Origin of the sequence: Actinoplanes campanulatus (assembly GCF_014647795.1) — a bacterium.
GTDB classification, from domain to species: domain Bacteria; phylum Actinomycetota; class Actinomycetes; order Mycobacteriales; family Micromonosporaceae; genus Actinoplanes; species Actinoplanes campanulatus.
This window is the reverse complement of sequence record NZ_BMPW01000011.1, coordinates 211,995-226,469: the sequence shown is the minus strand read 5'-3', so window position 1 is coordinate 226,469 and position 14,475 is coordinate 211,995. Positions and strand designations below refer to the sequence as shown.

The 14,475-nt window shown below is 72.2% G+C and carries 16 protein-coding genes; 2 read left to right on the top strand and 14 right to left on the bottom strand.

Annotated features, from left to right (window positions below):
- Window position 1: 1 nt before the first annotated feature.
- From IEZ13_RS22565 to eno, 13 genes are all read right to left on the bottom strand, one after another.
- Window positions 2–1,357, bottom strand: coding sequence for a DUF58 domain-containing protein (locus tag IEZ13_RS22565; RefSeq protein ID WP_183222967.1), 1,356 nt, complete (start codon window positions 1,355–1,357; stop codon window positions 2–4).
- Window positions 1,350–2,390, bottom strand: a complete 1,041-nt coding sequence (locus IEZ13_RS22560; RefSeq protein ID WP_229794891.1) for an AAA family ATPase — start codon at window positions 2,388–2,390, stop codon at window positions 1,350–1,352. The genes IEZ13_RS22565 and IEZ13_RS22560 overlap by 8 nt, the downstream gene beginning before the upstream one ends.
- Window positions 2,353–2,931, bottom strand: a complete 579-nt coding sequence (locus IEZ13_RS22555; RefSeq protein WP_183222965.1) for a hypothetical protein — start codon at window positions 2,929–2,931, stop codon at window positions 2,353–2,355. Before IEZ13_RS22555 ends, IEZ13_RS22560 begins: the two co-directional genes overlap by 38 nt.
- A gap of 49 nt (window positions 2,932–2,980) precedes the next feature.
- Window positions 2,981–3,682 carry a DUF4129 domain-containing protein gene (locus IEZ13_RS22550; protein ID WP_183222964.1) on the bottom strand — a complete coding sequence of 234 codons (702 nt, stop codon included), beginning with the start codon at window positions 3,680–3,682 and terminating at the stop codon, window positions 2,981–2,983.
- Window positions 3,683–3,728: 46 nt separating this feature from the next.
- A complete protein-coding gene (locus tag IEZ13_RS22545; protein ID WP_275408369.1) occupies window positions 3,729–4,481 on the bottom strand; it encodes a uracil-DNA glycosylase in 753 nt (250 codons plus the stop codon).
- 319 nt (window positions 4,482–4,800) lie between these two features.
- A complete protein-coding gene (locus IEZ13_RS46670) occupies window positions 4,801–5,607 on the bottom strand; it encodes an LppU/SCO3897 family protein (RefSeq protein WP_229794889.1) in 807 nt (268 codons plus the stop codon).
- Between the two features lie 204 nt (window positions 5,608–5,811).
- Window positions 5,812–6,885 carry an HAAS signaling domain-containing protein gene (locus IEZ13_RS22535; protein WP_183222962.1) on the bottom strand — a complete coding sequence of 358 codons (1,074 nt, stop codon included), beginning with the start codon at window positions 6,883–6,885 and terminating at the stop codon, window positions 5,812–5,814.
- The gene (locus tag IEZ13_RS22530; RefSeq protein WP_183222961.1) at window positions 6,882–7,211 is read right to left on the bottom strand and encodes a PadR family transcriptional regulator; all 330 of its coding nucleotides are present in this window, start codon (window positions 7,209–7,211) and stop codon (window positions 6,882–6,884) included. Before IEZ13_RS22530 ends, IEZ13_RS22535 begins: the two co-directional genes overlap by 4 nt.
- 70 nt (window positions 7,212–7,281) lie before the next feature.
- Window positions 7,282–8,196 carry a Ppx/GppA phosphatase family protein gene (locus IEZ13_RS22525; RefSeq protein WP_183222960.1) on the bottom strand — a complete coding sequence of 305 codons (915 nt, stop codon included), beginning with the start codon at window positions 8,194–8,196 and terminating at the stop codon, window positions 7,282–7,284.
- Complete coding sequence (locus IEZ13_RS22520; RefSeq protein ID WP_183222959.1) at window positions 8,193–8,687, bottom strand: amino-acid N-acetyltransferase; 495 nt, start codon at window positions 8,685–8,687, stop codon at window positions 8,193–8,195. Before IEZ13_RS22520 ends, IEZ13_RS22525 begins: the two co-directional genes overlap by 4 nt.
- The gene (locus IEZ13_RS22515) at window positions 8,684–9,187 is read right to left on the bottom strand and encodes a DUF501 domain-containing protein (RefSeq protein ID WP_183222958.1); all 504 of its coding nucleotides are present in this window, start codon (window positions 9,185–9,187) and stop codon (window positions 8,684–8,686) included. Before IEZ13_RS22515 ends, IEZ13_RS22520 begins: the two co-directional genes overlap by 4 nt.
- Before the next feature lie 10 nt (window positions 9,188–9,197).
- Window positions 9,198–9,743, bottom strand: a complete 546-nt coding sequence (locus tag IEZ13_RS22510) for an FtsB family cell division protein (RefSeq protein WP_183222957.1) — start codon at window positions 9,741–9,743, stop codon at window positions 9,198–9,200.
- Window positions 9,744–9,844: 101 nt separating this feature from the next.
- On the bottom strand, window positions 9,845–11,128 hold the full coding sequence (gene eno / locus IEZ13_RS22505; RefSeq protein ID WP_183222956.1) for a phosphopyruvate hydratase: 1,284 nt from the start codon (window positions 11,126–11,128) through the stop codon (window positions 9,845–9,847).
- A gap of 173 nt (window positions 11,129–11,301) precedes the next feature.
- Here eno and IEZ13_RS22500 point away from each other — a divergent pair, with 173 nt between their 5' ends.
- Together IEZ13_RS22500 and IEZ13_RS22495 are read left to right on the top strand one after the other, a co-directional pair.
- Window positions 11,302–11,988 (top strand): hypothetical protein, encoded by a 687-nt coding sequence (locus IEZ13_RS22500; protein ID WP_183222955.1) that lies wholly within the window; start codon window positions 11,302–11,304, stop codon window positions 11,986–11,988.
- A gap of 144 nt (window positions 11,989–12,132) precedes the next feature.
- The gene (locus tag IEZ13_RS22495; protein ID WP_183222954.1) at window positions 12,133–12,828 is read left to right on the top strand and encodes a hypothetical protein; all 696 of its coding nucleotides are present in this window, start codon (window positions 12,133–12,135) and stop codon (window positions 12,826–12,828) included.
- A 26-nt stretch (window positions 12,829–12,854) separates the two neighbouring features.
- On the opposite strand, the gene IEZ13_RS22490 is transcribed toward IEZ13_RS22495, so the two are convergent.
- Window positions 12,855–14,471, bottom strand: coding sequence for a DUF885 domain-containing protein (locus IEZ13_RS22490; protein ID WP_183222953.1), 1,617 nt, complete (start codon window positions 14,469–14,471; stop codon window positions 12,855–12,857).
- Between the last annotated feature and the right edge of the window lie 4 nt (window positions 14,472–14,475).

Below are 14,475 nucleotides of genomic sequence, written 5' to 3'. Positions count from 1 at the left end.
GTCAGCGCCCCCTCGGAACCGAGGCCAACCGGGCCACGTCACGCAGCACCAGGTCCAGGCTGCCGGCGCCGGCCCAGGCCACCACCGGTACGCCGTGCTCGCGCAGCCGGCCCAGCACGTTCTCCCGTTCCAGCCGCCACAGCCGGGTGGCCAGCGGGGTCCACTGGTTCCGCACCGGCGGGGCGGCCTGGGCGGGCAGGGTGTCCACCGCCACCACGTACCGGCCGGACTGGGTGAGCTGGGCCAGCATGTCGGCGGCCCGCGGGTCGACCAGCGGGGTCAGCACCACGACCAGCGCGGACGAGGAGACGTGGTGGGCGCCGACGATGTTCTCGTACTGCTCGGAGTCGACCGGATCGGGCCGTACGTCCAGCAGCCACTCCAGCACCGTCAGGTACTGCCGGCGGCCGGAGGCGGGGCGCAGCCGGCGGGCGGTCGCGCCGTACTCCAGCAACGAGACCCGGTCGCCCCGGTGCAGGTAGTGCTCGGCGATCGCGGCCGCCGCCCGGACCGTGGTGTCCAGCACCGACGAGCCGCCGCGGACCCCGCCGGAGAGGCCGATCTCGCCGAGCACGTCGAGCAGCAGCAGCACCTCGGCGTCCCGATCCGACAGGGTGGAGGCGACGTGCAGGTCACGGGTCCGCAGAGAGACCCGCCAGTCGATGCGGCGCAGCCGGTCACCGGGGGCGAACTGCCGGACCCCGGCCAACTCACCGCCCTCACCGGGCCGCCGGGAGCGGTGCGCGCCGACCAGACCGGCCGCGGCCGGCATCGCCTCGGTGGCGTTGAACGGCTCGGTCACCGGGTAGACCCGCACCCCGGTGGCCGGTGTCACCACCGGACGGCAGGCCAGCAGGCCACCACAGGCGGCGGCCCGGGCGGCGGCCGGACCGACGTCCTGCCGGCCCCAGCGGGTCGCCTCGCCGGGCAGGTCGATCGCGGCCCAGCCGTCGGCGGCCACGGTGATCGCGAACGGGCGGTCGGCGTGCTCCAGCTTCAGCCAGCGGGAGGTGCGCGTACGCACCACCACAAGGTCGTAGTCGATCGTGTCCGGGTTCGAGACGGTCAGCCCGGCGTCCACCGCGCCGCCCTCGACCAGGTACGACTCGTCGGTCCGGACCGTGATCTCCGGGGCCGCGGACGGGATCCGGCGCAGGTTGATCGCCGCGCCGATCGCGAACGGGGCGGCCAGCAGCGCCAGGTCGACGCGGCCCAGCGCCACGCCGAGGAGCAGCAGCAGGCCGGTGAGCAGGACCGTACGGCCGAGTGCCCGGGTCGGTGCCCAGACCGGCCCGGACGACGACTCGCCGGCCCCGCCCGCGGGCACGGCCGGGCGCAGGCGCAACAGGTCAGTCATGCCGGGCGTACGTCGGGAGCGCCCCGCTGGCCGGGGCCGGCACCGCGGTGAGCACCTCCTGCACCACGAACGACGGGTTCACCTGGCGCAGCCACATCTCCGGCCGCAGCGTTATCCGGTGGGCCAGCGCCGGGATCGCCACGTCCTTCACGTCCTCCGGCACCACGTAGTCACGGCCGGCCATCGCCGCCCGGGCGCGGGCCAGCAGCAGCAGCGCGAGCGAGCCACGCGGCGAGGAGCCGACCAGTACGGCGCCGTGCTCGCGGGTGGCCGAGGTGAGCGCCACGATGTAGCGGCCGATCGAATCCTCCACCGCGACGGACTCCAGCGCGCCCTGCATCATCTGGAGCGTACGAGAGTCGACCACCGGAGCGAGGGTGGCCTCCTCCTGGCGGCGTGCCATCCGGCGCTGCAGGATCGCCCACTCCTCCTCGGCCGTCGGGTAGCCGAACGACACCCGCAGCAGGAACCGGTCCAGCTGCGCCTCGGGGAGTGGGTACGTCCCCTCGTACTCGATCGGGTTGGCCGTCGCGATCACGTGGAACGGCGGGTCCAGGCGGTAGGTGACGCCCTCGACCGACACCTGTTTCTCCTGCATCGCCTCGAGCAGGGCGGACTGGGTCTTCGGCGGCGTCCGGTTGATCTCGTCGGCCAGCAGCATGTTGGTGAACACCGGGCCGGCCCGGAAGGCGAAGTCGCCCTTGCGCTGGTCGTACAGGAAGGAACCGGTGACGTCGGCCGGCAGCAGGTCGGGGGTGAACTGCAGGCGGCGGAAGTCGAGACCGAGCGCCTGCGCGAAGGACCGGGCGGTCAGCGTCTTGGCGAGCCCTGGCATGTCCTCCAGGAGCACGTGGCCGCCGGCCAGGATCCCGGCCAGCACCAGCTCCAGCGAATCCCGCTTGCCCACCACGACGGTGCCGACGGAGTCGAGGACCGCCCCGGCCAGCCGCCCGACCTCGTACGGGGGAAGAGCCTGCGTCACCGGCGCACCTTTCTCACAGTCGTTCCATGGCGTCGAGGTAGGTCTCGACATCCCGGGCCTTGAGCGCGCGGCGCCCCGGACCGGACAGCGTCGCCCAGAGGTCGTCCCCGAGCAGCTCACGGGCCCGGCGGGGGTCGCTGGCCCGGGTGATGCCGTGCCGCAGGCGCAGCCGTTCGTCGGCGAGCTCCGCGAGCACCGGCAGAACGTTACGCGCATGCAGATCCGGATCCGAGTGTGCCTGGTCCAGGTTCCGCTCCCAGCGGCGGACCGTCGCCCGCAGCGCGTCCACCGCCGGCGGGGCCTCCGCGCCGATCCCCGACCGCAGCCGCGGCCCGGGCGGCGGCGCCACCACCGCGACCGCGTGGATCAGCAGGCGCAGACCGGTGAGCAGGGCGATCAGCAGCAACAGCGAGATGGTCAGGCCGAGCGCCCGCAGACCGGCCGTCACCACCACTGTGGCCAGCCCGATCACGGCCGCGTTGCCGATCAGCGTGACGGCCGCCGAGCGCCGCCTGGTGACGGGCTCCCGCTCCTCGACGACGACCCGGCCCTCGGCCGCGCCGAACAGATCGTCCAGTCCCCCGTCGCTCACGTGGTCACCTCCGCCTCGCGCCGGCGCCCCCGCGAATGCACAAGCTCGCTCACGCGGTCACCCCGGCCCGGGTCGCGCCCAGATCGGCGCGCAGACGCTCCAGCGCGGACCGGGCCTGCTGCCGCATCTGGTCGTCGACGGTGTGCGTCGCGTACCTCGCCTCGCGATAGACCTCGAGCAGCGCGGCCAGCACGCGGGCGTCGACCTGCTGCTCGGCCAGCAGCCGTCCGACGTAGTCGGTGGGGCTGTCCCCCGGGTGCCGTGGCGTGCCGGCCGCGGCCGCCGCGTCCTCCAGCCGCACCCAGCAGGCGATCACCGCCCGGCGTGGGTCCCGGTCGGTGTCGGAGAGCTCCTCCAGGCCGGCGTCGAGCGCCGCCACCAGGTCGTCGGCCGTCCGGGTCGGGCGGCGCGGCTCGTGCTTGCCGCTGCGGGCCGGGCGCCGGCGCAGATAGTCACGGACCAGCGCCCAGCACAGGCCGACCACCATGAGCAGCGCGGCCACGCTCAGCAGCACCAGCGTCGCGGTGCCCACCCAACCGGGCAGCTGCCGCGCCGGCTCCGGAATGGACTCCGACAGGCTGGGCGTCACCGACGGGCGCGGCGGCAGCAGCGGTGGGCGGGTCGTGGCGGTCGACTCCGGCTTGATCTGGTCGAGTTGCGGCGCGGACCGGGTCGCGGCCAGTGCGACCACGAAGAGCAGCCCGAGTACGGCGGCCAGTGGCCACCATCGGCGCAGTACGGCGAAATCCATGCGGAGGCTCAGATCCGTGACTCGGGGTTTGTCGACAGGCCTCGCATCATGCCAGGCCCGCCAGAACCTTTGCACGGGCGAACACCTCGTCGAGCATGTCCGGTGTCAGCCGGCCGGTGAAGGTGTTCTGCTGACTGACGTGGAAACACCCCAGCAGGGTGGGCGCTCCCGGCACGCTGACCTGGGCGCCGTGCCCGAATTTCGGGCGTGGCACCGGCGGGCGCACCCGGTAGGCGGCGGTCATCGCGGGCCACCACGCCGCCCAGGCGAAAGCGCCGAGCGCCACCACGACGCGGACCGTCGGCTGGATCAACTGGAGTTCCCGCTGGAACCACGGCGCGCAGGTGTCGCGCTCCTCCGGCAGCGGCTTGTTGTCCGGCGGCGCGCAGCGGACCGCCGCGAAGATCCGGGTGTGCCGCAACTCCAGGCCGTCGTCAGCGGCGACGCTGGTCGGCTGATTCGCCAGGCCGGCCCGGTGCAGCGCGACGAAGAGCACGTCACCGGAGCGGTCGCCGGTGAAAATCCGCCCGGTACGGTTCCCGCCGTGCGCCGCCGGGGCCAGCCCCAGGATCGCGATCTCGGCGTCGGCCGGGCCGAAGCCGGGGACAGGCCGCCCCCAGTACTCCTGGTCCCGGAACGCCGCCCGCCGGGTCACGGCGACGTCGGTGCGCCAGGCGACCAGGCGCGGGCAGGCGAAACAATCCGCGACCCCGGCGTCGAGCACGCTCAGTGAGGCGGCCCCGGCCGCCTGGGCGACGACTTCCTCAGGGGTACGCGCGGACGCGCCGGACGGCAACACCCGTCCAGCACAGCATCCCGCCCGCACCCCCGCGCACCCGGCCCCCACCAGCCCCAAGATCCAGCTGGGCCTGAGCGCTGTCTCGAGCACGCTCGAGCAGCCCCTGACCCTGCTGGTCAATCGGTCCGCTGTCCGCCCATCCGGCTCGTTTACGCCGACCAGCGCACACATAACGGTCTCCGTGATCGCCCACCCACGTCACAGCGGCAGGCCGGACACACGGACGGCACGACGTGAGCGCCCGCCGGGCCGGAAGCGCGGGTGCCGAAACAGCGCTGGGAGCCGGATGGGGCGATCTGGATGGTCCGCCGCGTCGCGGTCAGGGCTTGGCGACCACGCAGAGCAGGTAGTCGTCGCCGGCCAGGATGACCGCGTCGTCGCCCTCCTTGAAGTACTGGTCGCACGCCGTGCCCATGACATCGGTGGTGCCCTCGACCCGGCCCACGACGGTGTAGCCGGCCTCACCGGAGGAACAGTCGACGACCTCGGCCGTGGTCTCGGACACCTCCGCGCCGAGTTCCTTGCCGATCGAGACGCAGTCGCCGGTCTTGGCGTCGGCCGTCGCGTCACCGAGCAGGCTGCTGATCAGGACTTTGATCACCACGACGACGGCGATCACCATGATCGCGCCCAGGACGCCGAGGACCTTGCCCAGCGCCTTGTTCTTCCGCGGAGCGGCCTCCGCCGGAGGGAACCCGGGCGGAGGAAAGCCCTGTGCCGGGGCACCCGGATAGCCCGGAGTCCCACCTTCTGCGGGCGGCACAGCCGGCCCTCCGGCAAAGCCCGGAGCCGCAGCCGGATAGCCCGGCGCCACAGCCGGCCCGGCCGGGAAGCCCGGCGCCGCGCCTGGATCCGTGGGGTAGCCCGGAGCCACGGCGGGAGCGGGCGGGAAACCCGGAGCCGCGGCTGGAGACGAGGAGGGATCCGGCGCCGTGGTGGGCGCGGGAGCTGTGGTGGGCTCGGGAGCGGCGGCGGTAGGGGCCGGGGAGCCGGCGGGCGGAGCAGTGGCCGGTGAGGTCGGGGAGGACTCGGACCCGGAGGCACCGCTGGTCGGCGGCAGGACGGTCCCCGCCTCGTCCGGCGGGACGGCGCCGCCGGGCTGAGGGGGCACAACCGGGTCAGTCATCAGGGGTTCCTTTCCAGGGGGCACGACCGGATGTCGATCGCCGGCACGCGAGGATAGCGATCACTGTCGCTCGCGCGCGATCCCCCTACCAACCCCGGCCCACCTTCTCTCCTGGGATGCGTCCATCAATGCGTCCGCAAGATGATCTGAGCCGCACGCACCTCCCGGAATTGGGCGTTCCGGGTCGGCGGCGTGGAGGGGCCCCTAGCCGACCCGGGCCGGGACGGAAGGCTTGGCGCTGTCGACTGGGTCCTTGGCCGCGGGAGTCTGGGCGCCGCCGGCGGGTGCGGGCGGCTTCGAGGGCGAGTCGGCCGAGGAGGCTGCCGGAGCCGAGGCGTTCGGGGAAGTCGCCGGGGCGGACGGGGTGGAGGTGTCCGGGGTGGGTGGGGTGACGGCGGACGGGTCGCCGGGGTGGTACGGAGCGGCCTCCGGGCAGTGCGGGTAGCCCAGCGTGCGGCTCGGGACGCTCATGCCGCTGGTCGGGTCGTCGCAGTAGGGCTCGCCCAGGCGGATCGGGTTGCCGTCCTGGTCGTAGAGCTGCACGCCGGAGATGAGGCGGCCGTCGCCGTCGTAGACGTAGACGTCCCGGACGCCGGTGAACTCGTTCCAGCCGGAGTAGCCGACCTCGTTGTAGCCGTCGCGCTGGGCCGCGGAGTCGACCTCGAAGAAGCCGATCAGGGCGAAGAACACCAGGTACACCGTGGCCAGGCGGAGGGCGCGCCGGGGCCACTTGCGGGCCGGTGTGCCGCGGCGGCCGAGCCAGATCGAGCCGAGGATGCCCAGGGCCAGCAGCAGGACGGCCGCGAAGTCGTCGCCGCCGAGCCGGGGCATCAGGCCGAGGCGGGAGTTGCCGTCGAACATGAACGCGATCGCCATGGCCGCCAGGTAGCCGCGCAGCACCCACCAGGCAGGACGGAGGAGCACCAGGAATTCGCTCGCTTTCGCGTACCCCAGGATGGGCCCGACCCGGACGTCGGCCCGCTGCACCGTCTGGCTGATCCGCGCTCGATGCCGGGCGGCTCTGCCGGTGACCGCCGCGTAGCGTGAGGTGGGCTGCCCGGCCGTGGCGAAGCCGGCGCTGGCGCTGAGCTCGGCCGCATAGGCCTCCGGTGGCCCGAGCCGGTCAGTGAGTGATCCGCCGCCCTCGGCGAGAACCTCGGCCAGATGTTCGGGCAGGTCTTCGAGCAACTCGTCCCGGGTGGCGGGCGGCAGGCCGGCGAGTGCCAGCCGAACGCCCTCCACGTAGACGGCGATCTCGTCCTGTGCCGTGAGGTTCACGCCTTCCCCCGCTCGCGAAGAAGATCATCCATGATCGATGCGAAGCCGCTCCAGACCTTGCCCGAGCGTTGCAGCTCGGTGCGGCCGGCCGCGTTGAGTGCGTAGTACTTCCGGTGCGGGCCCTCGTCACTGGGCACGACATAGCTGTTCAGCAGGCCGTTGTTGAACAAGCGGCGCAGTGTGCCGTAGACGGAGGCGTCACCGACGTCTTCCAGCCCGGCCGCGCGCAGGCGGCGAAGGATGTCATAGCCGTAACCGTCCTCGTCGCGCAGGACGGCGAGGACGGCGAGGTCTAGCACGCCCTTGAGCAACTGGGTCGGATCCACGCGGAGCACACTACTGCGCAATCCGAAGTACCGTCAACAGCGCACTACCCTCCAGGGGCGGTGCGGAGAATCAGACGGCCAGGCCGAAGGCGATGCCGTCGAGGATGTCGTGCTCCGAGGCGATCACGAAGTCGTGGCCGGACCGCTCGATGATCAGCTTCATGATCAGGGCCCCGGCGCCGATCACGTCGGCCCGGCCCGGGTGCATCACGGGCAGCGCGAGACGCTCGGCGACGGTCATGGCCAGCAGCTCGGCGGTCACCCGGGCCACGGCCGGGGCCTCGACCCGGCTGTGGTGGATGCGCGCGGAGTCGTACACCTCGAGGTCGTGAGCGAGAGCCGCGACGGTGGTGACCGTCCCGGCGAGACCGACCAGCGTCCGAGCCTCCCGGCCGTTCACGGCGGCCAGCGCCGTGTCGACGGCCTCGATGATGTCCGCTTCGGCGGCGGCCAGCTCGGCCGCGGTGGGCGGGTCGCCGTGCAGGTGCCGCTCGGTCATCCGGACGCAGCCGATGTCCATCGAGATGGCGCGCTCGACGCCGGTCGTGCCGGTGACGAACTCGGTGGAGCCGCCGCCCAGGTCGAAGACCAGATAGGGGCCCTCCGCGCTGAGGCCGCGGACGGCGCCGTCGAAGGAGAGCTGCGCCTCCTGCTCGCCGGTGATCACCTCGGGGTCGACGCCGAGCACACCGCGCACCATGTCCCGGAAGTCCTGCGCGTTGGACGCGTCCCGGCTGGCCGAGGTGGCGCACATCCGCACCCGGGTGACGCCCAGTTCGGCGATCTCGGCCGCGTAGCCGAGCAGCGCCTGCCGGGTCCGCTCGATCGCGGCCGGAGCGAGCGTCCCGGTACGGTCGACGCCCTCCCCCAGCCGCACGATCTCCATCCGCCGGGCGACGTCGACGAGCTTGTCCCCGTCGACGTCGGCGATCAGCAGGCGGATCGCGTTGGTGCCGCAGTCGATCGCGGCGACTCGGACGCTCACAGGTGCAGCAGCATTCTCGTGTTCCCCAGGGTGTTGGGCTTGACCCGTTCCAGGTCGAGGAATTCCGCCACGCCCTCGTCGTAGGAGCGCAGCAACTGCTCGTAGACCCCGTGCGGCACGGCGGCCCCGTCGATCTCGGTGAACCCGAACGACCCGAAGAACCGGGTCTCGAACGTGAGGCAGAACACCCGGCGTACGCCGAGTTCGCGCGCCTGGTCGAGCAGCGCCGACACGATCCGGTGGCCGATCTTCTGACCGCGCCGGGCCGGGTCGACCGCGACCGTACGGATCTCCGCGAGGTCCTCCCACATCACGTGCAGGGCACCGCAGCCGATGACCCGGTCCGTCTCGTCGGCCGCCACCCAGAACTCCTGCACCTGCTCGTACAGGGTGACGGTGGCCTTGCTGAGCAGGCGCCGATCGGTCGTGTAGGTGTCGACGAGCGCCCGGATGGCCTTGATGTCCCCGGTCCGGGCACGACGGATGATCACTCGTCGCCGGCCGGGCGCACGCAGGGGCCGCCGGCCCAGTACGGCTCGATCGCGTCCCGCACCTCGTCGCCGAACGGGTTGACGCCGCGGCCCGCGGCCAGCGCGTGCCCGAGATGGACGTGCAGGCACTTGACCCGGTCCGGCATGCCGCCCGCCGAGACGTGGCTGATCTCCGGAACGTCCTCGATGGCGGTCCGCCGGTCCAGATAGTCCTGGTGGGCGGCCGCGTACCGCTTGGCCAGTTCAGGATCGGTGCTGAGACGCTCCTGCATGTCGCGCATCACACCGGCCGACTCCAGGCGGCTGCATGCGGCCGTGGCGTGCGGGCAGGTCAGGTAGAAAAGGGTGGGGAACGGTGTGCCGTCGTCGAGGCGCGGTGAGGTCTCCACCACGTCGGGGTTGCCGCACGGGCAACGGTGCGCGACCGCCCGTGTGCCACGGGGACGACGGCCTAGCTGGGCCGCCACGATGTCGAGGTCGGCGGTTGTGGGTTCTTCCATCAGTCCGAAATCAGTCCTGGGGCTCTGCGTTGGCGGCTTGGACACTGCTCCACAGCGTGTCGTACCAGCGGTCGGGGGCGGCCGCCGGGGTCTGCTCGGCGGCGGTGCGGGCGGCACGGTCCTTGTCGTCGACGACGAGCAGGGGCGTCTCACCCGGGCGCACGTAGAAGATCCGCTCCCGGGCCTGGATCCGCAGGTACTCCGGGTCGTTCCACTTCTCCAGGGTCTTCGCCGTCTCGGCGATCTCACCCCGCTGCACGGCCTGCGCCCGCTCCATCTCGGCGATCTCGGCCTCTTGCTTCAAATACACCCGGACGGGGTACGTGTAGGCCAGCGCCAGCGCCACGACCAGCGCGATCAGGACGGTGGCCCGGCCGGTCAGCGCGCGCGGGCGTGGCGCCTCGGTGCGCTTCGCGGCTGCGCCGCCGGACCCCGAGGGAGTACGCCGCGCGGCGGGCACCCGGATCGGGCCGGTATTCCTGGTCCGGGGCGGGGTGGGACGGCCACCGGCTCGCCGGGCCGGGCCCTGGCCGCTCGGTGTGCGGCGTTCCGCCATCTCACCCTCCCCGCTGACCGTCACGTGTTCGTGGCACCCACCCCGGAAATCTATGTCTCCGAAGGCGGGTGCCACAAACCCGATGATCCGACGCCGGAGGGTCAGCCGACGCGGTAACGCGGGAACGCGCCCGCACCGGCGTACCGGGCGGCGCTCTCCAGCTGCTCCTCGATGCGCAGGAGCTGGTTGTACTTCGCGACCCGGTCGGACCGGGCCGGGGCGCCGGTCTTGATCTGGCCGGAGCCGACCGCGACGGCCAGGTCGGCGATGGTGACGTCCTCGGTCTCGCCGGACCGGTGCGACATCATCGTCTTGAAGCCGGCCCGGTGGGCCAGCTCGACGGCGTCCAGCGTCTCGGTGAGCGAGCCGATCTGGTTCACCTTGACCAGCAGGGCGTTGGCGGCGTTCTCGGCGATGCCGCGGGCCAGGCGCTGCGGGTTGGTGACGAACAGGTCGTCACCGACGATCTGGATCTTGTTGCCGAGCTCGGTGGTCATCGCGCTCCAGCCGGCCCAGTCGTCCTCACCCAGCGGGTCCTCGATGGAGACGATCGGGAAGTCGGCGACGAGCTTCGCGTAGTACGCGATCATCTCCTCGGTCGACTTCGGGGCGCCCTCGAAGACGTACGCGCCGTCCTTGTGGAACTCGGTCGCCGCGACGTCCATGGCCAGGACGATGTCGCTGCCCAGGTTGTAGCCGGCGGCCTGCACGGCCTCGGCGATCAGCTCCAGGGCCGCGACGTTGGCCGACAGGCTCGGCGCGAAGCCGCCCTCGTCGCCGAGGCCGGTGGAGAGGCCCTTCTTCTTCAGCACCGACTTGAGCGCGTGGTAGACCTCGGCGCCGCTGCGAACGGCCTCGCGGAAGGTCGGCGCGCCGATCGGGGCGATCATGAACTCCTGCACGTCGACGTTGGAGTCGGCGTGCGCGCCACCGTTCAGGATGTTCATCATCGGGACCGGCAGCAGCGACGCGTTCGGCCCACCGAGGTAGCGGAAGAGCGGCAGCTCGGCCGACGCGGCGGCGGCCTTGGCCACCGCGAGGGAGACGCCCAGGATCGCGTTGGCGCCGAGGGAGGACTTGGTGTCCGTGCCGTCGATGTCGATCATCTTCTGGTCGATCAGGCGCTGGTCGGAGGCCTCGTAACCGACGAGCTCCTCGACGATCTGCTCCTCGATGTTGTTGACCGCCTTCTCGACACCCTTGCCGAGGTAGCGGCCCTTGTCGCCGTCGCGCAGCTCGAGCGCCTCGAAGGCGCCGGTCGACGCACCGGACGGCACCGCGGCGCGGCCGACCGAGCCGTCGTCCAGGCCGACCTCGACCTCAACGGTGGGGTTGCCCCGGGAATCGAGGATCTCGCGGGCGACGATTGCTTCAATGGTGGCCATTGGTCGTGTCGCTCCCTAACGTTTGTACGAATACACAGTTTCGGTCCGCGACCCTGCGGGCCGACCACACCGGAGAGCGTATCGAGTCGGGCAATGTCTTGTTCGCGGGGCCGGTCAACTCGTCGCCCGCTATGCCTCAAACCCGGGCCGGACCTGCCGAATCCTTGGGCACTATGACCAGTAGCCTGTTTCCCGCCGACGGGTCACACGTCGAGATGGACCTCGGGGGCCGGACCCTCCCGGAAGTCCGGGTGGTCCGGGTCACCGACGCCACCGTGACCCTGTCCCTCGCCCGCGCCGACGTCCCGCTGACGACCGGCTCCCCGGTGACCATCCGCTGGCCGGCGGGTCCCCGTGGCCGGTACGTACACCGCGGGACCGTGGTGAGGATCGACGAGAACCGGATCGACGTCACCCTGCCCGGCGAACCGGAGATCGAGCAGCTACGGCTGTACGTCCGCGGCGGCGGAGGCGAGGCCATCCTGCTGGTACGCGCCGACGAACCGCAGGTCACCGGCCGGGTGCACGACATCAGCGAGCGGTCGGTGCGGGCCCACTTCAGCGACGTCGACCTGCGGCCGGGCGACCAGATGCTGCTCCGCGTGCAACTGGGCAGCGAGTTGGTCGAGTTCCCGGCCACCGCGCTGCGGGTGAGTTCGCTGCGGCAGCAGGTCCCGGTGCGCGGTCCGGTCATGGTCGAGATGGTGGCGATCTTCGACCGGAACGAGCACCAGGCCAAGATCATTCGCCGGTACGTCTTCCGGCTCCAGACCATGGCCCGCCGCGAGGCCGCTGCCGCCGAGGCGATCGCGGACGAGATGATCGCCGAGATGATGGCCGAGGCCGCCGACCTCCGATGATTACCGGACATCGGCCGGGAAATGCCGATTTTAAATTGAGGTCTTCCGGCCCGTTAATTGTCCGTCCATTGACCCTCGATTCATCGACGGTCGTTACGGGATACTCGATTGCGCGGGGTGGCACGGGTGCGTAAGGGTGGTCACGTGCCCGCCACCCCGCGCCGCATCCGCGCCGGCTCCGTGCTCGCCGGTTCCCTGCTCGTCATCGGCCTTCTCGGCACCTCCGGCTGCACCGGGATCGAGCCGGCCGGCGCCGCCGGCGCCGCCGGGAACGACCTGGTCAGCGAGGTCGCCGACCGGCTGGCCGGCGCGGGCGGCCAGAGCTGGACGGCCACCTACCGGCTGGCCGGTGGGGAGACCGCCCGGATCACCCGCTCGCAGCGGCCGGCCCGCATCGCCTACGCCTTTCCGTCCGGCAATCTGATCCGGACGCCGGACGCCCTCACCAACTGCGCGACCGCCGGCGCGGAGACCGTCTGCACCGCCACCGATCCGCACGGCGCCCCCGACGAACTGCCGGCCACGGCCGGCCTGGTCACCCCGGACACGGTGCTCGCGCTGTTGAACGCGGCGGCGATCGACCCGGATCTGGCGGTCCAGACGCGGGAGACCACGATCGCCGAGCGGACCGCCTCCTGTCTGCGGCTGGGTGGCGTCGATCACGTGCCGGCTCCGGACTTCGACGTCTGTGTGACGGTCGAGGGCGCCATCGCCGGTTTCACCGGAACGGTCGCCGGCATCCCGGTCGAGATGGTGCTGACCGATTACCAGGCACGGGCCGGCGACCATGACTTCACCATGCCGCCGGGCGCCCGATTCGTCGACCGCCGCGCCGACTGACCGCCCGGAAACTGACCGCCGAAAGGTCAGACACCCAACAGTGCGCGCAGGTGGCGGGGCGGTGGGGAGCCGTGCGCCAGCATGGCGTCGTGCCACGCCTTCGGGGTGGCGCCGAACGGCCGGGCCGCCGCGATCGCCGCGACCTCGGTGTAGCCGACGAAGTAGGTGGACAGCTGCGTCGAGGTGAGCAGCTCCCGCCGCCACTTGCCGGCCGCCTCGCCCTCCTCCTGAAAGCCGCGCCCGGTCATCAGCTCCATGGCCTCGGACTCGGGCAGCCCCTCGCAGTGCGTGAGCTGATCGATGATCGCGTTGAGGCTCATCCGCAACTGCATCTTGAGCTGCTGCAACCGGACTGGGAGGCCACCGAAGCCGAGGCCGGTCATCAGCTCCTCCGCATAGACCGCCCAGCCCTCGACGAACGGGCCGGACCAGCCGAGCGAGCGCACCCGGGTGGCCGCCCGGAACCGCCGCGAGTGGGCGATCTGCAGGAAGTGGCCGGGCATCGCCTCATGGACGGTGAGGTTGCGCAGCATCTCGTCGTTGTACTCCCGGTAGAAGCTGGTGATCCGCTCAGCGGGCCAGTCGGCCGGGGCCGGGGCGATGCAGTAGAAGGTGGGGACGTCGGCCGTCTCCAGTGGACCGGGCGGGTCGCAGTAGGCCACCGCGACGCCCCGGGCGAACTCCGGCATCTCCTCGATGACGCACGGATCGTCCACCAGGGACACGATGTCGTGCGCCCGGACGAACTCGGTCGCCTCCCCCATCGTCACCTTGGCCAGCCCGACGATGGTGGTGTTGTCCGGGTGCCGCTCGGCGATCGAGTCGAGCGCCCGCCGGACCGTCTCGTCGGTGGCCGGGCCACCGGCCAGCTCGGCGGCGGCCTCCCGCAGCGCCTCGCCGACGCGGTCCAGATTCTCCCGGGCGCGGGAGAGCACCTCGGCGGCGGACAGCTCGGTGTCGAGGGTGTGCCAGAGCCGGGCCTCCCACAGGCGCCGGCCGAGCCGTGGTTCGCGGCCGGGATCGCCGCCCTCCAGCCGGGCACGCAGCCAGCCGTCGAACTCGCCGAGCGCGGCCAGCGCAACCTCGGCCACCGGCTCCACGGTCGAGCGCAGGCCCGGCTCCCGGGTCAGCAGGGCGGGGATCTCGGCGCGGATCAGCCCGGCCGTGCCGGCGAACTGGCCGGCCGCGGTCTCGGCGTGGACGCGGGGCACGTCACGCAGCACGGCGCGAGCCGTGGCCAGGGCGTCGGGAATCGCGCCGAGCCGGCCGGCCAGGCTGGTCAGACGCTCGCCGAGCGGCGCGAACGGGCGGGCGATCAGCCCGTGCAGCAGTGGACCGGGATTGTGCTCCAACGGGTTCCACTCGTGCTCGCGGATCTCGGTGAGCTCGAACAGCGCCCGCTCCACCTTGGCGGTCAGGATCGCGTGGTCGACCTGGTCCTCCGGGTCGAGGCCGTCGGGGTCGACGCCGCTGAGCGCGTCACCGGCGTCACGCAGCATGGCGACCCGGCCGGACACGCCGGCGTCGGAGTGGTCGGGCAGGCGGTCGTCGAAGCGGTGGTCGCCCGCGTAGGACGCGGTGGCGGGGTCGCTCTCCAGCAGGGCGTCGACGATCCGCTCGGCGAGCGGTACGAACTCCGGCATGCCG